Origin of the sequence: Streptomyces lavendulae subsp. lavendulae (assembly GCF_002803845.1) — a bacterium.
Lineage (GTDB): Bacteria > Actinomycetota > Actinomycetes > Streptomycetales > Streptomycetaceae > Streptomyces > Streptomyces lavendulae.
The window spans coordinates 8,648,489-8,668,661 of record NZ_CP024985.1 but is presented as its reverse complement, the minus strand read 5'-3'; the positions used below and the strand labels follow the sequence as shown (position 1 = coordinate 8,668,661).

The following is a 20,173-nucleotide window of genomic DNA, read 5'->3' as shown; positions in this document are numbered from 1 at the left end:
TCCGCGAGTGGACGAACTAGAGGTGGTGAGTTCGCTGGTGGTGAGGTCTCCGCGCATCCAGTGAGTTGGGGGTCTCTGGGGCTGTGACCTGCGGTGGGGAGGCGGTGGGGAGTCACCGGTGACTCCCCACCAAAAGCGTGGCCCAGCCGTGACGGCGCGGGGCTTGCCGTGGTGAGCGGAGCGGTGAGGGCGTAGCCGTTCTCTGGGGCAAGCAACTCCACTTCCCCTCGAAAGGCGTCCTCATGACACGTCGTCGCACTGTCCCTCCCGGCCGGGAGCGGCCCGCCAGCTGGGCCGCGGTCTCGAAGCCGCTGCGGGCTCCGCGGCCGGAGACCGTCCCCGTCGGCCGTCCCGTATCTCACGGTCCCCGGCTGGCCCGGATCGGTGTCTGGACCGCCCTCGCGGCTGGCCCCCTCGCCCTGGCCGTCGCCTTGGCGGCCCCGGCCGGGAGTGCCGCGCAGGCCGCCCCGGCTCCGACGCCGAGCAGCAGTCGGGTTCAGGCTGATCCGGCGGGGACGGCCGCTTACTTCGTGGAGCTGTGGCTGCGCGCCGACGCGTCCGCCGCCGACAGCCTGGTGGGGGCGGCGGTGCGGAGGATGGCGCCGCAGGCCGAACTCCCCTCCCGTTCCGGCGAGGCCGGCAGCCCTGCCTCGGTGCTGGTGACCCCGCTACGCACGGTCTTTCTCCCGGGTGGCGGGTGGACGGTGACAGTCGCCGCCGTCACCGACGAGCGGCGCGCACCGTCGCCCGGCGGCTCGGACCAGGCGGTCGTGCAGCCCGTGGCCCGGTACTTCGCCGTCAACGGCACCGGAGGCCAGGACGACGGGCCGTTGGTCGTCACCGGTTCGCCCGCTGAGGTTGCCGCTCCTGAGGCGGCCCAGACCAGCCCGTCCGTCTTCGGCCGCGCCGTCCCTTCCACCGGTTCCCTGGCTGTCTCGCTGACCGAGTTCCTGCGGACCTACCTCGCGGGCCCCGACGGGCAGGGGGCGGGCGTGGAGCGGTACCTGTCGCCCGGGGTGCGCCTGTCTGCGCCGACGGCAGCCGTCTACACGCGGGTTGAGGTCAAGGACGTCGCCGCCGATGCGGAGGCGGCCGCCGGGACGGCTGTTCCGGCCGACGGGAGCCGGGCGCGTGTCCGCGTGCGCGTCGAGGGATCGGACGCGGCCGGTACGCGCTGGCCGCTGGAGTACCGCCTGACCGTCACGGCCCGCGCCGGCCGCTGGGAGATCAGTGCCCTGGAGACCGGTTCGCCCGCCCCGGCGTCGGTAGGCGCCGCATCCCCCACCGCCCCGTCCACCGTCACCTCAGGAGGTACCCGATGAGCAGCATGTTCCTCGCGAGTCAGCTTGACGACCTGGGCAACGGAGTCTTCGACATGCTGGGCAAGTGGGCCGACCGCGGTCTCAAGGTCGCTCTCGTGGTGATCGTCCTGGTGGTCATCTGCCGCCAGTTCTCCCTCAAGGCCGGTATCGGGGCGCTGCTCGCCATGGCGCTGGCGCTGGGCATCTACAACGCCCGCGACACCCTGGCCGGGCTCTTCTCCGAGAAGATCAAGAGTCCCTCGACCGGGTCCGCCCCGTTCAAGCCGCAGGCTCCGAAGGCCCGCACGGACGGGAAGGTCCTGTGAGCGCGGGGGCGCGTGCTCGGGTCGCGCGTGTCTACACCGGTGCGCGCCGCCACCCGTGGGTGCTGGGCAAGCTCGGTGACTGGATCATCTGGTTCGGCCCGTACACGCCCGCGCAGCTGGTCGTTCTCGGTGGTGGGGCGTTCGCGCTGGTCAAGGGCTACGACTGGTGGTCGTGGGCGGGGCCGGTGCCGGTCGTGCTGTGGCTGGTGGCGGTGTGGGCGGTGCGCGGTGCGCAGATCGCCGGTCAGAACCCGTTCACCGCCGTGGCTGGCGTGCTGTCGCTGCTGCTGCGGCATCCGGCGGGGCGGATCGGTGGGCGGATCGCCCGTGAGCGCCGGTCCTGCTGCCTGCGCGGCAGGTTCGTCATCCAGCCTGCCCCCAGCTCCGTGCTGCCCGGTGCCCCTTCGGACGCCGTGAGCCGGGCAAGCGGGGCGGCCGGAGCGGGCGGCGCCGTCGTACGGCTGCCCGCTGTGTCGGGGCGTGCGGCGGCGGGGTCGGGCTTGGACTCGCTCCTGACGGGCTCCGCAAGGAGGGCGGCGTGATGCGTACTCCTCCGTTCCGGCATGTTGCCGGTCATCTGCTGTGGTCGGCTTCTGCCCGTGTCTGGGCGGTGTGGCGGGTGACGCCGCTGGCGGGCGGCTATCTTCCCGCCCGCGTGCGTCAGGACCTGCTGGACCGGGTCACTTCCCTGGTGCGGTCGATGCCTGCGATGGAGCCGAGGCTGTTCGTTCTGGCGGCGCGGACCGACCCGGGCGAGATCGCCGAGCGGATGGTGGCCGGCCTGGACTGGCAGCGCCTGCCCGCCTGGGCGGAAACCTGCGCGGCGGCTGTCGACCTGCTGGCCGGGCAGGAGATGCACGAGCGGACCCTGTGGCTGGCTGTGGCGCTCCCGCGCCGGTCGGGGACTGCGGCCTCTTCCTTCAACACCCTGTACGGGGAGGTGTCCGCCGTACTGGACCTGCCGCCCGTACCGGTGCCGGAGGCGGAGGTGACCGCCGCGTTCGCGGAGGCCGAGCGGATCCAGACGTCCCTGGGTGGCGGACTCGGGCTGCGGCCGGCGTCCCCGGCGGAGATCGTGTGGATGGTGCAGCACGCCGTGCACCGCGGTCTCGACCAGGAGCCGTTGCTGTCGGACGCTGAGCACAGCTCGCTCTACGGCAGCCGCGTCCGTGAGGGCCGGCTCTCCTCTCCCTCGTACGCGGATCTGGGGCAGATCCGTCTCGCCGAAGGCGGGCAGGACACCCGGATCCCGGGCAGGGCGAAGGCCGCCGACCGGCCGTGGTGGCGTAAGGCCGGCACCGCGTCCCCTCTGGGCCGCCGGTGGCTGCAGGTCGAATCCGAGGCCGGTACCGGCTATCAGTCCCACCTCGTGCTCGCCGAGCTTCCGCCCGCCGTGGCAGTCGACAGCGCGGACGTCCTGGCGCAGCTGGAGCAGCTGCATTTCCCGGTCGATGTGTGTGTGGATCTGCGGATCGTCCCGGCGAAGAAGGCCCGAGCCCAGGTCCAGCGCAAGAAGCGCGAGCTCCTGGACCAGGCGGGCCAGTACGGGGCGCAGCCGACCGGGATGCCGCATTCGCTGCCGGAGGCGGCGGGGGATCTTGCCGAGCAGGACGCGCGGATGGCGCGGACGTCGGTGGAGGTCGAGGTCCAGTCGGTGACGGTGCTGTCCGTGTGGGGGCCGGACGCGGCTACGTGTGATGCGCGGGCTCGGGAGCTGTCGGCGGCTCTGTCGGGGGGTGACTACCGGGTGGAGCGCCCCTATGGGATGCAGGAAGACCTGTTCGCTCTGTCCCTGCCTGGCACTGCCCGTCCGGCGAAGCTGGGCCAGTTCACCCAGCACCAGTTGTCGGAGGACTGGGCCGCCGCGGGGGCGTTCACGTTGTCGGGGGTGGGGGACCCGGGCGGGATGCTGGTCGGTCACGATCTGGACAGCGGCACTATTCGCCCTGTGCTGCTGAACCCGGCCGATGCGCCGCAGGTGAACGCGTCCGCTTCGCTGGCGGTGGTCGGGGATCTCGGCGCCGGTAAGAGCGTCCTGGAGAAGCTGGTCACCGCGGCGGTCGTGGACCAGGGCGGGCGGGCCATCGTTATCGACCGGACTCCGATCCGGGAGTGGGCGAGCTTCGGGCGGGCCGCGTTGGGCGAGCGGTGTGAGGTCATTGACGCTGCTCGCGCGGAGGTGTCCATCGACCCGCTGCGCGTGTTCGGCGGGGCCGTCGGCGCCCACTACGCGCTGTCGTACCTGACGTTGCAGCTGGGTGTCGGCGCGATGACCGCCGCTGGGGCGGTGCTGCATCACGCGGTCCAGGAGGTATGCGCGGGTGCGGATCCGTCCATGGGCCAGGTTCTGGACGTCCTCGACGGCCTGGGCAAGACGGGCAGCGCGACCACGCGTGCCGACGCCGCGGCCACCTTGGCGGACCTGCTGCGGATTGTGCGCGACAACCCGCTCGCGGCCATGGTCTTCGACGCGGACCTGCCACCGGTCACGCTGGACGGGGACCTGGGCGCCGATCTGGTGGTGGTCACCACCACCGGCCTGACCTTGCCGCCTCGGGAGGCCTTCGCCGACGCCGAGGTCCTGCGCCAGCAGCCGCTGGAAGCCCTCATTGGGCGGGCCGTCCTCTACCTGATCGCCGCGATCGCCCGGCAGGCGGCTTTCACCGACCCGGAGCGGTTCTGTCTGGTGTCGATGGACGAGGTGTACTGGCTGACCTCCTCGGCGGAGGGCTCCGCGCTGGTCCACGAGATCCTCCACGACGGCCGCAAGCACGGCGCCGGCTGCTTCCTCGGCGCCCACGACAAGGCCGAACTCGGAGCCGACGCGGCCCTGATCGCCTACCGGTTCCTCGCCCGCACCAGCGACCGTGTCCGCGCCGCCGAGGGGCTGCGCTTCCTCGGCCTGGACGGCGACGACGAGGACCTGGTGCGGATGGTCACCACGGGCTTGTCACCCGTGGGACAGAGCGGCCGTGAGGGCGAGATGTTCCTGCGTGATCCGCGGATGCAGGTCGGCCGGATCAAGGTCGTCGTCCCGCCCGTGCCCCGCCTCAAAGAGTCGATCTTCACCACACCTGGCCGGACGGCGAAAGCCCCGGCCTCCAGGGGGAACTCATGACCCGCACCACCCCGGCCGGCGTGCGCCCGCTGCTTCTGGCTGCCGTTGCCCTGCTGCTGCTCACCTGCACCGCGGCCGCCTGGGCCATCCCGTGCAGGATGCCGGGCCCGGCGGCGCAGGCCGTGGTCTGGCCCGGCGGGCTCAACAGCCGTACCGCCCTCCTGCTGTTCTCCACCGCCGCCGTGGCAGCCGCCATCGGGCTTGTGAGCAGCGCTGGGCGTCGGCTGTGAGGGCCCGTTTCCCTTTCGACCGGGGGACGGTGCGGGCGGCCGGGTTCGTCGCGCTGCTCACCGTGGTGTTCCTGGTGACGAACACCGCGGTCGCGGTCGCAGCCGACGGGGGCGACGCCTCCGGGGGCGGGCTGCTGAGCCCGCTGGACATTTACACCCGTGAGGGTGCGCTGCTCAGCGGCTACCAGCTGGAGGCCGTGGCCGGCGCGCCGGACGGGGTTCCGGCGGTCAAGCTGATCGAGAACGGCGGGGTGCCGGACCTTGATGTGGCGGGCGAGCTCCAGCGCCTGGTGCTGTCCGGCCTGTTCACGCTGGTGCGGCTGCTCGTGGGGCTGTGCTGCTGGCTGCTCGACTTCGTGTTCAAGTTCCCCTTGCTGAGCTTGCTGACGAATCCGGCGCAGCGTCTCGCCGACGCGTACCAGCGGCATGTCGTGGGCGCGCTCGGGCTCTCGGGGCTGCTGCTGGCATGGGCTTTCGTTTTCGGGCTGATCCTGTTTGTGCGCGGCAAGGTCGGCACGGGGCTGGGAGAGATCGTGATGACCCTGGTGATTGCAGCCCTGGCCACCAGTGCGTTCATCCGGCCCGACTACCTGCTGGGAAGGGACGGGCCCCTCGCCCAGACGCACCAGGCCGCCATCGAGGTCGCGGCCATCACCACCGGCTCCTACTTCGACACCCCTGCCCGGGGGGCGCGCCCGTGTGACAGTGCGGTCGGCCCGGCCCACGAGGCGTGTGTGACGGAGCGGGCTGAGGCAAAGACCGTGACCGGACCAATCCAGAACGCGCTCACGGACGCCCTGGTCGTCAAGCCCTACATGCTGCTCCAGTACGGCCGGATCCTCGACCCGAAGGTCCCTGGTGACGCCGCCGCTTACAAGGCTCACGTGAAGTGGGTCAAGAGCGGTCAGGACGAGCAGAAGCGGAGCGGCGCCGACCTCTCGAAGTGCGCGGGGGTGGTCGGGCCGGTCAAACAGGAGTGCGAGCGAAGCGTCGCCGAGTCCGGCGGCCAGGCGGCCAATGCGGACTGCAAGCTGCTGTTCGGGTCGGCCAAGGAGACGTGTGAGCGCCAGGGGGCCGAGAGTCAGGCCAACCCTTGCGGGAAGCTGGACAAGCCGGCCCGTGACTATTGCGAAAACGGCACCGGAACCGGCAGAGCCGACAAGGACTCTGCGTTCTCGACGCTCGTGAAGGAGCTGGACAAGGCGGGTCCGGTCGGATCGGCCTGCGCCGACTATGCGGTGAAGCCCTCCTGGGACCGGGTGTGGGCGGTCATTGCCCTCCTCGTCGCCGTCATCGTCGTCACCTTGATGATCGTCTCGATGGCGGTGGTGATGCTCGGTGCGCAGGCATCCGATGCCGCGACTGCTGCGGCAGGCCCCGTGGCCTGGGTGTGGGCGATGCTTCCCGGGCCCTCCCGGATGGTGCTGTGGCGGTGGCTTGGCGTGTTCATCGTCTCTGCCCTGGTCTCCTTCATGGCTGCGATGGCTCTGCCGCTCTTCGGGATCGGCGTGGATGCCCTGCTGTCCGACAGCGGTCCCGACCTGATTGTGGAACGGCTGCTGCTCGTCGACGCCCTCGCCGTGGCGTTTCTGATCATGCACCGCCGGATCCTGGCCGCGACCGCCAGTTTTGGGCAGCGCATGGCGACCCGGATGCGGTACTCAAAGATCGGCGGCACCCACCTGCGCGGCGACAGCTCCGAACTTGGCGCCGCCCTCGCCATGAACGGCCCCGCAGGCGGCGGCGGTGGGGGTCTGGGACGCTACGGGGGGCCGTCGGCCGCGCACAGCGCGTTCGGGGCGCGGCTGCGGTCCCTGGGCAGCCTCGCGTCGCTGGCCGACGGCAGCGGGATGCCGATGGCGTCGGGCCGGCTGCTCGGTGACGCTCTGGCCGAAGGACGGCGCGGGATCGCCCCGCTGGCGATGGCGCTGCGCGGCACGCACATGGCGTGGCGCGGCGCGCACACCGCTCTGATCGGCCCCAGGCCCGCCAGGCACCCTGCGGCCGCACGGCTGCACCACGCCGCAAACGGCTGGCACGGAGGCAACCGGCCGGGGGCCGGGGGCGCCATGGTGGTGGACCAGTGGACCGGTGAGGTTCTCCACGCTCCCGATACCGACCCTCCTCTGCTCGGATCACGCGTCCACGCCCGTGCCTCCCGGTTGCGCGGTTACCGCATTGCCTCCCGCAGCGCCCGCCTCGCCTACGGCGCGACCCTGGGCCTGCCCCGCAACATCGGCCGTGCCAACGGCGCGGCATCGCGGTTCACCGAGGACGCCCGGACACAGCTGCGGGTGGCTGCTCTCCAGGTCCGTGAGGACGGCGGGCGGTGGGCGGACGGCGTCGACCACACGGGGCAGGCCCTTGCCACCGCGTGGCAGGTCCACGACCCCATGGGCTCCGTCCGTGACGCCGCCATCGCAGCGGCCATCCACGCCGCCCCGCTCCACAGCGGCCGCGCAGGCGGGCCGCGGACCACGATCAGCCGTCTGGACACAGCCGCAGCGGCCGGCGCGGCACCTGCCCGCGCGTCTGCACCGCCCTCAGGCCGCCGTCAGCAGTCACCGGGCCAGCCCCGCCTGGCCGGCGCACGGGGCGAAAGCCACGGCCCGGCCTCGACGGACCGCGACCGGCTGCTGGCCCTCCTTCAGGCTCCGCGTGCTGCCGGACGCCACCCGCGTGAGGACGGCGGCCAGTGAAGAGGTGGAAGAAGCTGGGATGTCTGGGCGTGCTGCTGGCCGTGGCGGCCGTGTGCTGCACCGGGCCCGTCCTCCTCGCCGCCGCAACGGCTAAAAACCGGACCGGTCGCGGGGGCACGGTCAGCGCGGCGGCGGCCGGGATCCCTGAGCGGATGCTCGCGGGCTACCTCACCGGCGCCCCCCAGGTCACCCGGTACGTCAGCGGGTGCAAGGGCATGCGCTGGCAGATCCTCGCCGGGATCGCCCGCGTCGAATCCGACCACGCCTCCGGCCACCTGGTCGGCGCGGGCGGGGACATCCAGCCGGTCATCGTGGGCCCGCGCCTGGACGGCTCCGGGGCCGGCGGAAACACCACCCCCATCCGCGACACCGACGGCGGCGCCTGGGACAACGACAGCGAATACGAGCGGGCCGTCGGCCCGTTCCAGTTCCTGCCCGAAACCTTCCGCGCCTACGGCAAAGACGGGAACGGGGACGGGGTCATCAGCCCGCACAACGTGGACGACGCCGCCCTGGCGGCGGCCGTCTACCTGTGCGGCAACGGCCGCGACCTCGGCAACCGAGACCAGCTCCGCGCAGCGATCCACACCTACAACCTGTCCTGGGCGTACGTGGACGACGTCATGTCGGGCATCGACCGCTACGACGCCCTCGGCCGCGTCCCTACCCTCCCGTCTGGAAACGTCGGCGCGGTCATCCAGGCCGCCCTCGCCCAGCAGGGACAGCCCTACTCCTGGGGCGGCGGCGGCCCCTCCGGCCCGACCACCGGGATCTGCTGCTCCCCCGACGGGCAGGACGGCAGCATCGTCAGCGGCTTCGACTGCTCCGGTCTGACCCAGTACGCCTACGCCAAGGCCGGTATCAACCTCCCCCGCACCGCAGCCGAACAGGCGCGTGCCGGCCGCCGGATCCCCGCCTCAGCCGGATACAACGCCCTGGTCCCCGGCGACCTCATCTTCTACGGCTACAGCCCCACCTCCGACTCCACCATCCACCACGTCGGGATCTACCTCGGCGACGGAAAAATGATCAACGCACCCCGGCCGGGCAAGCAGGTGCAGATCGACCCGGTAACCGCGATGCCCGACTACGCGGGAGGGGCACGCCTCCTGTGACCACCGCCCCCTGGACAGGCGGGCGCCTGATCACCGCCGCCACTGTCCTCACCGCCGCCGGAATCTGTCTGCTCTACGCGGGAGTGCACAGCGGGGGAAATCCTCCGTCCGCCATGCAGCCCCCGCCCGCGACGATTCCGGTCCGGAGCGCGCACCCGGCCAACTCCCCACTGCTGCCGCCCGTACGTTCGTCTGCCTCACCGTCCGCCTCGCCGGTACCGCAGGCCGGAACAGCCACCGCGGCATCGCCGTCTGCCCACGTGCCGACATCTTCCGGCAGCGGCGGCACAACCGCTCACTTTCAGCAGCTTCCGCCGCCCGGATCCGGGCCCGCGGCCGACCCGCTCATCCAGCAGGCCCTCAACCAGGCCAGCACCCCGGACCTCCCGGCCGCAGACGAACGGCTGCTGCTCGAACTGGGCCGTACGGCCTGGCTGGCCGAGACCTCCAGCTACAGCCAGGTCCGCATCCAGGCCGCCACCGCCCGCCAGGACGGCGCCCCCTCCCGCGCGGTGGTCCGGCTGGTCTGGGCGGGCGCCGACCGGGCCGGGACCCTCCTCGACGGCCGCCCCGCCGCCGTCCACTTCACCCAGAACGGAGACGGATCATGGAACCGCACTATCTGACGGCCTCCGGGGCCCTCAGCCGAGGCACTGACCTCTTTGACCCCCTCGCGGCCGTCACCGACTGGACGCTGGTCAACCTCTGGTGGCTTGCCCTGATCGCGGCCGCGGCGCTGGCCGGCTGGGAAGCCCTGCAACAGCGCCTGGCCGCCGAGGCCCTCAGCCGCCGGACATACATGGAACTCGTCCCCACAACCCAGTTCGATCCGAGCGCGGAGCAGATCTGGCGTCAGGGCATGCAGCTGGTCCGCGCCGCCGGCTCCGGCCCGTGGTGGACGCCGCGGCGGGCCCGGACGCTGCGGCTGCGGCTGCGCGCCGACGGCCACAGGTCCCTCGCCTACCGCATCGAAGCCCCCGCCTCCGCCCGCGCGCTGCTCGCCCAGACCCCCTACGGGGCCCGCGTCCAGGTCAAGGCCGCATATCCGGTCGCCGACAAACGACGCGAGCACACAGTGCGGGCGGTACTGACCCTGCACGGAGAACCCGGATCCCGTCTGCGCGAGGTCCCTCTGGATCCCGATCCTCTCCAGCCGCTGCTCGATGCGGTCGCCGACCTGAACGCCGATCTGGGCGACCTCGCCGAGGTATGCCTCGACCTGGCCCCCGCCTCACGCTGGCGCCTGGCCGTATACCGCTTCCACACCGTGCAGCGGGCCCGGGAGAAGTCCCGCCGTGCAGCGCAGCGCGAAGCACGCTGGCTCGTCCGTCAGCCCGCCGAGAGTCTGCCCGCCTCCGTGGGCCAGCTGCTGGACCCTGCCGAATGGCGCGGTACGCCCCGCGGCCAGATGGTGATGTCGCCCCAGCCCCGGCGCGTCGACCGCGACGCAGTCCTGGGCAAGCTCGCCCACTCCCCCGGGCTGGTGCGTGTGCAGGTCCTGGTGCGGTGCGCGTCCGACGCGGCCGGGCGAGCGGAGCAGCGTCTGGCCCGGATCGAGGCGGCCATGGACGTGTACGCGGGAGCGTCCCGGCTGGCCGGGCAGGGCTGGGCACTGGGCCCGCTGCGGATCGGTCCGGACCGGTGGCCGTGGCGCGACCGCTTCGATGCCCGGTGGGCGAGCGGTCTGCTGCGGCCGACGCGAGGGGGGTGGGCTCATATCGAGGAGCTGGCGGGGCTCCTGAAGCCGCCCACCGTCACCTCGCGGGTGAGTCTGCTGGAAAGCGACATGCCGACCTATGAACCCGGTGCGGACCTGCTGCCCCAGGGCTGGTACCGGGGGCCGGACGGCCGCGAGCGGCTGCTGGCCACCCACGAGGACGACACCCTCTTCGAGATCCAGTCCGGCAAGGCCGGATGGGGCAAGACGATGCGCGCCCAGGTCCACGCCGTCGCCAGCGCCCACAACGGGCGGGGGCTCGCGTTCGTGGACCCGCACGGCGACTCCTTCGCCGACGTCGCCCGCTACCTCGCCCACGGCAACCTCATCGACCGGGTGGCACTGTTCGACCTGACCATCCGCGCCGACACGGACCTCCTGTCCTGCTGGAACCTCCTGGACATGAGCAACGGGCAGCCGCCGCACGAGGTGACCGCCGCCGTCGTCGGGGCCTTCGCCGGCGCACTGGGCTGGGGGGACATCACCGCGCCCCGCGCGCTCACCATCATGACGAAGGCAATCGAGGCACTCGTCGCCGTCAACACCGGGGCCGTCGCCGCCCGGCAGTCCAAGCGGCAGGCAACGGTCTTCCAGGTCCGGGCACTGCTTACCGACCCGGCATTCCGCCAACTCGTGGTGGGCGTACTGGATGCCGAAGCGAGGAAGTGGTGGACCGGAAGCTTCCCCGACCTCCCTCGCGATGCCCTCGCCACCGTGCTCAACCCGCTGGAGCGGCTGGGCGCGAACCCGGTGGTACGGGCCTTCCTCGGATGCCCGGTCAGCGCCTACGACATCCGCCGGGCCATGGACGAGGGCCAGGTCGTCTGGATCTGCCCGCCCGGCACCGGGCCCACCAACTCGCTGCTCATTTCTTTGATCGTTCACGACTTCCTGCGCGCCGGGCTCTCCCGCCGCGACCTGCCCGAGAAGCGGCGGCGGCCTTTCCGGTTCTACCTGGACGAGATGATCTCCCTCGACCACGGCGAATCGGACGTCCTCGCGCAGATCACCGAGCAGCTGCGCAAGTTCGGCTGCCGACTGCACGGCATGACACAGCTCATGCACCGCCTCAGCCCCTCCACCCGCGCCGCCCTGATGCAGAACGCCTCCTGCCTGTCCACGACGGCAGGGTCCGTGGAGGCCATCACACAGATCACCGCCCAGTGGCCGGACACCATCACCCCCCGCGACATCGCGTCGCTGCCCAGGTGGCGGCACTACGCCAGCTTCACCGTCGCCGGCAGGCGGATCGGACCCGTCCCGGTCCGGGGCCCCGAACTGCGGGAAGTTTTCGGCGACCGCGCCCGGCCTGCCCACATCGGGGCGCTGCGCACAGCCGCGCACACCGTTACATCAGCACTGCCTCTCGGGGAACGGACCGCGCTCGCCCTCGCCCAGGAAGACGCCGTCCGCGCCTACCTCACCGGCACCACACCGACCGACCGCAAGACCATCACCGGAGCGCCGTACGCATGACCACCGCGAACAGAATCCAGCCCTCCACTGAAGACACCCACACGCACCGGGCCCTCGCCCTGCTCGCCCAGCACCGGCTGCTGACCACCACCCAGATCCACCAGATGCTCACCCCCCGCTCACCGTCACGCAAGATCCACCGCGTCCTCGTACCGCTCCGTGAGCAGGGCCTGATCACCCACACCACCCTGGGATCCAGCAGCCGCCTCCAGGCCCACTTCCTCACCCCCGAAGGCTTCTCAACGGTCGCGGACTGGCCTGAGCTGCGCGGACGCACCGCCACGCCCATCGGCTCGGCGGCCGCCGCCTCACTGCGCGCCGCACACACTCTCACCGGCGTCCGCGCCCACCTCGCCTTCCTCACCGACGCCCGCGCCCGCGGTGACGAATACGAACCCCTGGACTGGATGCCCGAAGTCACCCACCGCCTCCCCGACACCGGGGGTGAGGACCGGCTCATCGCCGACGCCGTTTTCCACTACACCGCCACCAGTCCCCGCCGCCTGCAGTACCGGGCCTTCGTGGAAATCGACCGCACCACCATGAGCAGCGAACGCCTGGCCCGCAAACTCATCAGCTACGCCCGCTTCCACGACTACACCCCCCAGACGGTTGGACGCTGGCGCACCGTCGCCGACCAGGGATCCCTGCTCGCCTGGCAGCGCCTCTACCCCCGCTTCCCCCGGATCCTGTTCATCCTCACCGGCGCCTCCCGCACCACCCTCACCGCCCGAATCCAGGACCTGCGCAACATGACCGCCGACCACGAACTCGTCACCCGCCTCGCCGCCCACGTCCCCCTCGGCGCCGCCGTCCTCGAAGACATTGAGGAGCACGGACCGCAGGCCAACGTCTGGACCCCACTGGCCGGTGACGCCGCCCCCCGCAGCTGGACCCAGCTGTGAGCGCCGATGCCACCTTCCCCGGCCGAAGGCGGCAGGTAGCTTCACGGAGCCCCACCCCGCACTCGGTGAGTGGTGGCTGAGTGACAGAAAGGTAGTTGTTGTCGGCTGCAGCAGGTCGTGGTGACCGAACCAGTGAACAGCGCCACAAAGAATCACTACAGCAAAGAACCAGCCAGAGTCACACAATCCGGCCACGACCTCGGCACGCTCTGCCGAAGCGGCCTCCATCCGGCAGCGAAGACGAAGGGTGCACTTCAGAGGGCTTTCTGCATATGACATTTCGACAATTGCAAGCAAGCGCGACAGTCGTTCACCTGAACCACAAGAACCCCATAGGAGCTTTGCCGTTGTCATCGTAGGGTGCCGACTGCAACGCACCGCGAGGACGCAAACACGTTGCACCAGCGACGAGGCAGCTCGGGTGGGCCGCTCTGCACGCCCGCCCACCGAGGTGACAACCGGGGAGATCTCCGTGACAACGGCACGACAACACCAGACCCGCACCGCCCAACGCCGACTGCTCGCGGCCGCCGCCGTCACCGCGACACTCGCAGGCCTCACAGCCGGCTGCGGCGGCGACGGCGGTGACAACAAGGCGGCCCCGGCAAGTCCGAGTTCCGCACCCGTCACTTCGTCTTCGCCGAGTCCTTCGGGCAGCCCGGTGGACAACGACAAAGCAGAAGTGCAGACGGCCTACGACCGGTACTGGCGCGTCCTCACTGAGGCCTACGCGAAGTCGGACTCGGCAGGCACGGGCTTGAAGGATGTTGCGAGCGGTTCCGCGTACGCCCAGACGGAGGCCGGTCTTGCGGGGCTCCGCAGCGCAGGGCAGGTCGTCACCGGTAAGGCAAAGCACTCTGGAACCTCTGTCATTTTCAAGGACGGCCGGAAGCTGAAGACTGCTGTGATCACCGACTGTGTCGATGTCGCACAGTGGAAGCCTGTCGATAAGCAGACCGGCAATGAGGCCCCGCTCCCCCAGACGCGTCTCGTGCGGTATGTCACTGAGCTCACCGCCGAAAAATGGCCCACTGGCTGGGTCGTCATCGAGGAGAAGATCCCGGGACAGGCATGCTGAGAGGTGGTGTCGGTACCGTGCTTGGCGCTCTCATCCTTGCTGTCGGCGTGGTGCCCGCAGGCCTCGCGGACACCGGCGTGGACAGGTGCGCCGACAACAGGTTCTGCGTGGAAGCCGGAGTGCCGGCTTTACCCGGAGGCGGCGTTGGAAGGGGCCCTTCGGACGGTGGGAACAGCGAGGCCGGGGGGAGCAGGCCATCAGCTGGGCACATCAGCGACTGGACGGACGATCCGAGCTGCGCAGTTCGTCGGTTAGTACCGCAGCCCCCCGCAGGCAGCGCTCTATGGCAAGAGCACAGTCCAGGAGACGGTGCGATCTACGTCAACCCATGCCTGGGCGCCGGTCCTGACGGCATCAAGAGCATGGACATCGCGGGATCAGCATTCTGGTCGCAGAACGCCCCGGCCCCGGCTGCCGATCCGGCTGTCCTGGCGCAACGGGCGGTCGACAGCATGCTCTTGGAAGGTCCGGCGGTCGTCAGCCCGACGGCCGCGGGCACCTACATGGTAGGCGTGCCGGTGTGGATGTGGGTAAGGCAGGGCCAGACGACGTGGGGGCCGAACTCTGCGTCTGCTTCGGCGGGTGGAATCACCGTGAGGGCGACGGCGACGGTGTCGCGGGTGGTGTGGAGCATGGGGGACGGGTCGAGCGTGACCTGCACGGGCCCTGGCACGCCGTATACGGCCTCGCGCGGTATGGCGGATTCGCCCGACTGCGGCCACCGCTTCAAGGCGACGTCGGCCGGCGGTCCCGGCGGCCGGTATCAGGGGACGGCGACGTCCAAGTGGGACATCGACTGGGCCGTGACCGGCAGCGGGCAGACCGGGCAGCTGACCGAGGTCCGTCAGTCGGCGTTCACCGTGGCCGTGGGCGAGATCCAGGTCGTCGGCCAATAGCAGACCCAGCATCCGCACTCTTCTTCCTTCTCTCTCTGGAGGCACTGCACGTGAGCACCACCACCACGCCCGCGCCCGGCCGGGCTGCCGATCTGGGGACCGGAGGGGCCTGCGGGCCGGGGAAACCGGCGGCCGCGCCGCGCGTCGTGCGTCAGCGGCGCCGCCGGCCGGGCCTGATCGCCTTATCCGTCGCGCTGATCGCGGCCGGGGGACTGTCGGGCGCCCTGCTGTTCACCGCGTCCGGGCAGCGGTCCGGCGTTCTGGTGGTGGCCCGGGATGTGCCGGTGGGCACCGCTATCACCGACGCCGACCTGGCTCCCGCGTCCCTGGCGCTGGATCCGGCGGTCAAAGCCGTGTCCGCCGCGCGGAAGGGTGAGATGGTCGGTCAGCACGCGGCCGTCGCTCTAACGGCTGGCTCCCTTCTCTCCCCCGCGCAGGTCAGCTCGTCTTCGCTGGTCAAGGCGGGTGAGCAGTTGGTGGGTGTGGCGTTGAAGCCGTCGCAGTTTCCCGCGAGCCGGCTGAGTCCAGGGCAGAAGGTGCTGATCGTGTCGACGCCGGATCCGGTGCAGGCGGCCGCTGCGGCCGGGGGCAAGCCGGGTGAGCCGGCCGGGGCGCCGAAGACGCTGGCGGCGACGGTGGTTGCCGTTGGTGAGGCGGCTCCGGCGACGGGGGTGGTGACGGTGGACGTGGCGGTGCCCGCCGCGGACGGGCCGACGCTGGCCGCGCGCGTGGCGACCGGCGCGGTCGCGTTGATCGTCGCGGCGCAGGGGGGCAGCTGATGACGGTGATCGCGCTTGCGGGCGGGCTTGGTGCGCCGGGGGTGACCACGGCTGCGATGGCGCTGCTGATGACGTGGCCGCTGCCGGAAGGGCAGCGGATGATCCTGGCGGAGGCGGACCCGGACGGCGGTGCGATCCTGCCTGGCGCGTTGCAGGGCACCCTCGACAACAGCCACGGCTTGCGGAACTTGGCGGTGGCGGGGCGTCGGGGGCGGCTCGGGGAGGCGTTCTGGCGGCAGCTGGTGGATATCACTGACGCGGGGACCCGCGACCGGCTGGTGCTGCCCGGTCTCTACGATCCCGCGCACGCTTCCGCAATGGAAACAGTCTGGAAGCCCCTGGCGGGCCTGTTCGCGGGGATCGAGGAGCACAGGCACGACGTGCTGATCGACCTCGGCCGGCGGGGTGCGTTCGGACCGTCGGCCGTCCTCGCGCAGCGTGCCGACACCGTCGTCCTGGTCGCCCGGAACACGCTGCGCGGGTTGCAGAGCGCCCAAGTCCGCCTGGACGCGCTGCGCGAGCAGCGCGTCCAGGCGGAGATCGGCATGCTTCTCGTGGACAACGGGCCGTTCTCGAAGGAGGAGGTCCGCAAGAGCCTCGGCATCACGGTCACCGCCGTGCTGCCGTGGCGGCCGAAAGAGGCCGCGGTGCTATCCGACGGGGCGGAGCAGCCACGCCGGTTCGAGTCGGGCGAGCTGATGCGCGCGGCGCGGTCGGCCGCTGTGCGGGTGCAGGAACTGGTGGCGGTCCGTCGTTCCCGCCTGGCCCCGTCGCCCGCATCCGCTCTGGGACGGATGGTGAGCGGTGCGCGCTAACCCCCTTCACAGCAACCCCGAGGTATCACTGGAGTCGCGGCTCACGGCTCCGCGCGGTCTCGCCCCGCACCGTGGTGCGCAGCCTCCCGGACGCCCTCCGGTGCCCGGTGGAAGCGGTCCGGCGGATCCCCGCGCAAGTCTTCTGTCGCAGGCCGTGGCCGTCACCGCTGCGCCGGCCGCGGTGGACTATGCGGCGGTACGGCTGATCAAAAAGGCGGTTGGGGAGCGGCTGACCGAGATGCTGCGCGCCCGGCCGGGCATGAGCCCGGCCGCGCAGGAGCAGCAGGGACGTCATCTGATCAATGAGCAGGTCGCGGTGTGGTCGGACGCGGAGGCCATCAAGCGGGGCTTCGCGACATCGGCCGGTGAAGACGCGGCGACCGCCCAGGCTGTTTTCGATCTCCAGTTCCGTGCTGGCCGTCTCCAGCAGCATCTCGACAACCCGCGGGTGGAGAACATCTTCATCAACGGGTACGCGCGGACGTCGCTGGACTTCACCGACGGGCGGCGGGTGGACGTCGCGCCGGTGGCGGACTCCGACGAGGAGCTGCGGGAACTCCTGCGGGATCTCGCTCGGCGGACGACCGGTCAGAACGAGCGCTCTCTGTCGACCGCTGATCCGTTCCTGGCGCTGCGTCTGGCGGACGGATCCCGTCTCCAGGCGGTCACAGACGTCACCCCGGGCACGTTCGTGACGATCCGCCGGCACACGATGCGGCACGCGGACCTGCCCGAGCTGGTGGGCCGCGGGATGCTGGACAGCACTCTGGAGTCGTTCCTGCGGGCGTGCGTCCGCGCGGAGAAGAACGTCATGATCGTCGGCGGTCAGGCCGCGGGGAAGACGACACTGTTGCGGGCGCTCCTGCGGGAGATCGACCCCGACGAGCGGTTCGCGACGCTGGAGACCGAGTTCGAGCTGTTCGCCCACGAGAACGGCTATCACCGCCAGGTCGTGCCGATGGAGGCCCGCGAGTCCAACGGCGAGATGGTCGCCGGTCAGGCCGCCGGCGCGATCTCCCTCATGGACCTGATGTACCGGGCGCTGCGCATGACGCTGACCCGGATCGTGGTCGGTGAAGTCCGAGGCCCGGAGATTGTCGCGATGCTTCAGGCGATGACGAACGGTGCGGGCGGCAACCTGTGCACCCTGCATGCCATCCGCCCGTCTGTGGTGTTCGACCGGATCGCCGAGCTGTATCTGCTCGCGCAGGCCAACATGTCGGAGGCGCTGGCCTACCGGCAGGCCGCGAACGGACTGCACTTCATCGTGTTCGTGTCCTCAATCGACGAGACGAAGATCGGGGGGCACCGTCACCGGTTCGTCTCCCACGTCCTGGAGGTCACCGGGATCGGTGAAGGCGGCCGCCCGGACACCAACACGATTTTCGGGCCGCGCCCGGAGTGGGGCGAGCACCGTGCGGTGCCGCTCATGCTCCCCCGCTGCGTCGATGACCTGCGGCGCGTCGGCTTTGACGCCTCCCTGCTTTCCGAGGCCGGCGGGGCCTGGACCGCCGCTCTGCCTTTGATGATCACGGAGGGCGCCACGTGATGACGCTGCTGCTGTGGGTGGTGGCCGGTCTCGCTGCCACCGGCGGTCTGGTCGGGCTGGTCGCCGGATGCGTCGGCACCACCGCCCCCAAGGGCCTTGGCCTGGCCGCCCGGATAAGGGCCGGCAGGCAACTGGCGAGCCGCGACGAGCAGATGGCCCGCCGTACCCGGCTGGTCGTCGGCGCGGTTGCCGGGATCGTGCTGTGGCTGGTCACAGGCGTGTTCGTGGCGGGAGCGATGCTGTTCCTGGCCGTTATTGGCGTGCCGTGGCTGCTGTCGCCTACGAAGTCCGCGACCGCGCGGATCGCGAAGCTGGAGTCGCTTGGAGACTGGACGCAGCGCCTGGCCAACGTGCTCCGCCTCGGGCGGGGCCTGGACGAGGCCCTGCACATCTCCCGCAAGGGCTGCCCGGGAGCCATCGCCGAGGAGGTCGGCGACCTGGTCGACCGTCTCCAGGTGGGATGGCGGCCGACGGACGCCCTGCGCGAGTTCGGTGACGCCCTGAACGATGTGACCGCGGACAAGGTGGTGGCCGCGCTGATCCTGTCGGCCGCCGACCGCGGCCCCGGCCTCGCCCAGGCCTTGGACGACCTCGCCGAGTCCGTCCACGAGGAAGTCGCCCGCAGGCGTGCGATTGAGGCCGACCGGGCCAAGCCGCGCACGACGATGCGGTGGATGACGATCATCACCCTCGGCGTCATCGGTGCCGGATTCCTCATCCCCTCCTACACCGCCCCCTACGGCACCCTGCTGGGCCAGCTGGTCCTGGCGGTCCTGCTGGCCGGGTTCGTGGGCGTCCTGGCGATGATGCGGCAGATCGCCGACACCAAGCCCGTTCCCCGGTTCCTGATCACCGACCCCCGCAGCGCCGTCGCCCCCGCCCCCCTGCCCGACGACGAACCCTCACCCGGCGCCCAGGCCGGGGCTACGAGTGCGGAGGTGACCGCGTGATGCCGGTAGCCGCGATCCTGTCCGGCGCGGCCATCGGAGCCGGCTGCGCACTCCTGGTCCGCGAAGTCCTGCGCCCCGCGCCCGCGCTCGGGCCCGCGCTGCGCCGCCTCAACCAGCCTGCACCGCCCCCGCGCTCCGACGGCGAGAACGCCGACCGTGACGAGCGGTGGGGGCAGTGGCTGGTCGAGCGGATGGCGGACGTACCCGGCGTACGGATCCCCCATAAGGACCTCGCCCTGACCGGCACCACCCCAGCCCGGTTCATGCTGACCAAGGTCGCCCTGGCCGGCGGAGGGCTGCTGCTGCCGCCGCTGTCCACGCTCCCACTGCTGCTCCTCGGCGTGCCGCTCTACCTGCCCGCGATTGTCGGGATCCTGGCCGCGATCGTGCTCTGGTTCGCCCCCGACCTCGCCACCCGGGACAAGGCCAAACGCGCCCGCAGCGAGTTCGCGCACGCCATGGCCGCCTACCTCGACCTCGTCGCGCTGCGCCGGGCCGGGAATGTCTCCGCCGAGCAGGCCATGGAGCAGGCCGCCCAGGTCGGCGAGGGCTGGGCGTTCCAGCGGATCCGGGGAGCGCTGGCGCAGTCACGGGTCGACAAGGCCGCGCACTGGGAGTCCCTGGCCCGCCTGACTGCCGAACTGGACCTGCCTGTCCTGGACGACCTCGCCGCGATCATGCGGCAGTCCGCCGACGACGGCGCTTCCGTCTACGCCACCCTCCGCTCCCGTGCGAAGAACCTGCGCACCGAGCTCCTGGCGGATCAGGCAGCCGAAGCGAACGCCAACAGCGAGAAGATGACCGCCCCCGGCGCGCTCCTCGCCGTCCTGGTGATGCTCCTGATCGCCTTCCCCGCCGTCATCCGCATGCTCACCACCTGACCCACCCAAGGGAGACCCCCGTATGAACAAGCTGGTCATCCGCCTGTCTCTGGCCGCGAAGGCGCACTGGGAGAAGATCCAGGCGTACAGCCGCGGCGATATGGACCGGGGCGACATCTCCATCACGACGATCATCATCTGGACTGCCGCCGTCGCCGGTGCTCTCGCCATCGCCGGGACGATCGCGGTCGTCGTCGTCAAGTACCAGGTCAAGCTCAGCGGAATCTGAGGGTCCGACACAAGGAAGCAGGCGGCATTGGGGGTGCGGTGAAGAGCACGGCGAGCGACGACTCGCGGCGGTCAGAAGCAGGGCAGGCAGAATCAGGGCGGTCCGAAGA

Annotated in this window: 18 protein-coding genes; all 18 read left to right on the top strand. The window is 71.2% G+C overall.

Annotation, left to right across the window (positions count from 1 at the left end; all coding sequences use genetic code 11):
- Positions 1-242 precede the first annotated feature (242 nt).
- The 18 genes from SLAV_RS39300 to SLAV_RS39215 all read left to right on the top strand — a co-directional run bounded on the left by SLAV_RS39300 (position 243) and on the right by SLAV_RS39215 (position 20,064).
- Positions 243-1,322, top strand: coding sequence for a conjugal transfer protein (locus SLAV_RS39300; RefSeq protein ID WP_100660723.1), 1,080 nt, complete (start codon positions 243-245; stop codon positions 1,320-1,322).
- Positions 1,319-1,627 (top strand): hypothetical protein, encoded by a 309-nt coding sequence (locus tag SLAV_RS39295; protein ID WP_051841425.1) that lies wholly within the window; start codon positions 1,319-1,321, stop codon positions 1,625-1,627. Before SLAV_RS39300 ends, SLAV_RS39295 begins: the two co-directional genes overlap by 4 nt.
- Positions 1,624-2,169: a hypothetical protein gene (locus SLAV_RS39290; protein ID WP_051841426.1), complete on the top strand. Its 546-nt coding sequence runs from the start codon at positions 1,624-1,626 to the stop codon at positions 2,167-2,169. Before SLAV_RS39295 ends, SLAV_RS39290 begins: the two co-directional genes overlap by 4 nt.
- Positions 2,169-4,745: an ATP-binding protein gene (locus SLAV_RS39285; protein ID WP_030239814.1), complete on the top strand. Its 2,577-nt coding sequence runs from the start codon at positions 2,169-2,171 to the stop codon at positions 4,743-4,745. Before SLAV_RS39290 ends, SLAV_RS39285 begins: the two co-directional genes overlap by 1 nt.
- The gene (locus SLAV_RS39280; RefSeq protein WP_030239817.1) at positions 4,742-4,975 is read left to right on the top strand and encodes a hypothetical protein; all 234 of its coding nucleotides are present in this window, start codon (positions 4,742-4,744) and stop codon (positions 4,973-4,975) included. Before SLAV_RS39285 ends, SLAV_RS39280 begins: the two co-directional genes overlap by 4 nt.
- Positions 4,972-7,674: a hypothetical protein gene (locus SLAV_RS39275; protein ID WP_051841427.1), complete on the top strand. Its 2,703-nt coding sequence runs from the start codon at positions 4,972-4,974 to the stop codon at positions 7,672-7,674. The genes SLAV_RS39280 and SLAV_RS39275 overlap by 4 nt, the downstream gene beginning before the upstream one ends.
- Positions 7,671-8,789, top strand: a complete 1,119-nt coding sequence (locus SLAV_RS39270) for a C40 family peptidase (protein WP_030239821.1) — start codon at positions 7,671-7,673, stop codon at positions 8,787-8,789. The genes SLAV_RS39275 and SLAV_RS39270 overlap by 4 nt, the downstream gene beginning before the upstream one ends.
- A gap of 260 nt (positions 8,790-9,049) precedes the next feature.
- On the top strand, positions 9,050-9,415 hold the full coding sequence (locus SLAV_RS39265; RefSeq protein WP_051841428.1) for a hypothetical protein: 366 nt from the start codon (positions 9,050-9,052) through the stop codon (positions 9,413-9,415).
- Positions 9,397-11,982, top strand: coding sequence for a type IV secretory system conjugative DNA transfer family protein (locus tag SLAV_RS39260; RefSeq protein ID WP_063760375.1), 2,586 nt, complete (start codon positions 9,397-9,399; stop codon positions 11,980-11,982). The genes SLAV_RS39265 and SLAV_RS39260 overlap by 19 nt, the downstream gene beginning before the upstream one ends.
- Positions 11,979-12,887, top strand: a complete 909-nt coding sequence (locus tag SLAV_RS39255) for a replication-relaxation family protein (RefSeq protein WP_030239829.1) — start codon at positions 11,979-11,981, stop codon at positions 12,885-12,887. Before SLAV_RS39260 ends, SLAV_RS39255 begins: the two co-directional genes overlap by 4 nt.
- Before the next feature lie 472 nt (positions 12,888-13,359).
- Positions 13,360-13,965: a hypothetical protein gene (locus SLAV_RS39250; protein ID WP_158740920.1), complete on the top strand. Its 606-nt coding sequence runs from the start codon at positions 13,360-13,362 to the stop codon at positions 13,963-13,965.
- A 695-nt stretch (positions 13,966-14,660) separates the two neighbouring features.
- Entirely contained in the window at positions 14,661-14,861 is a 201-nt protein-coding gene (locus SLAV_RS42990; RefSeq protein WP_234333888.1) for a hypothetical protein, read from the top strand.
- A gap of 50 nt (positions 14,862-14,911) precedes the next feature.
- On the top strand, positions 14,912-15,640 hold the full coding sequence (locus SLAV_RS39240; protein ID WP_234333889.1) for an SAF domain-containing protein: 729 nt from the start codon (positions 14,912-14,914) through the stop codon (positions 15,638-15,640).
- A complete protein-coding gene (locus SLAV_RS39235) occupies positions 15,640-16,455 on the top strand; it encodes a CpaE/TadZ family protein (RefSeq protein ID WP_030239839.1) in 816 nt (271 codons plus the stop codon). Before SLAV_RS39240 ends, SLAV_RS39235 begins: the two co-directional genes overlap by 1 nt.
- Entirely contained in the window at positions 16,445-18,004 is a 1,560-nt protein-coding gene (locus SLAV_RS39230) for a TadA family conjugal transfer-associated ATPase (RefSeq protein WP_030239842.1), read from the top strand. The genes SLAV_RS39235 and SLAV_RS39230 overlap by 11 nt, the downstream gene beginning before the upstream one ends.
- Positions 18,004-18,954 (top strand): type II secretion system F family protein, encoded by a 951-nt coding sequence (locus SLAV_RS39225; protein ID WP_030239844.1) that lies wholly within the window; start codon positions 18,004-18,006, stop codon positions 18,952-18,954. The genes SLAV_RS39230 and SLAV_RS39225 overlap by 1 nt, the downstream gene beginning before the upstream one ends.
- Positions 18,954-19,835: a type II secretion system F family protein gene (locus SLAV_RS39220; protein ID WP_030239847.1), complete on the top strand. Its 882-nt coding sequence runs from the start codon at positions 18,954-18,956 to the stop codon at positions 19,833-19,835. Before SLAV_RS39225 ends, SLAV_RS39220 begins: the two co-directional genes overlap by 1 nt.
- A gap of 22 nt (positions 19,836-19,857) precedes the next feature.
- Complete coding sequence (locus SLAV_RS39215; protein ID WP_030239849.1) at positions 19,858-20,064, top strand: hypothetical protein; 207 nt, start codon at positions 19,858-19,860, stop codon at positions 20,062-20,064.
- The last annotated feature ends 109 nt before the right edge of the window (positions 20,065-20,173 follow it).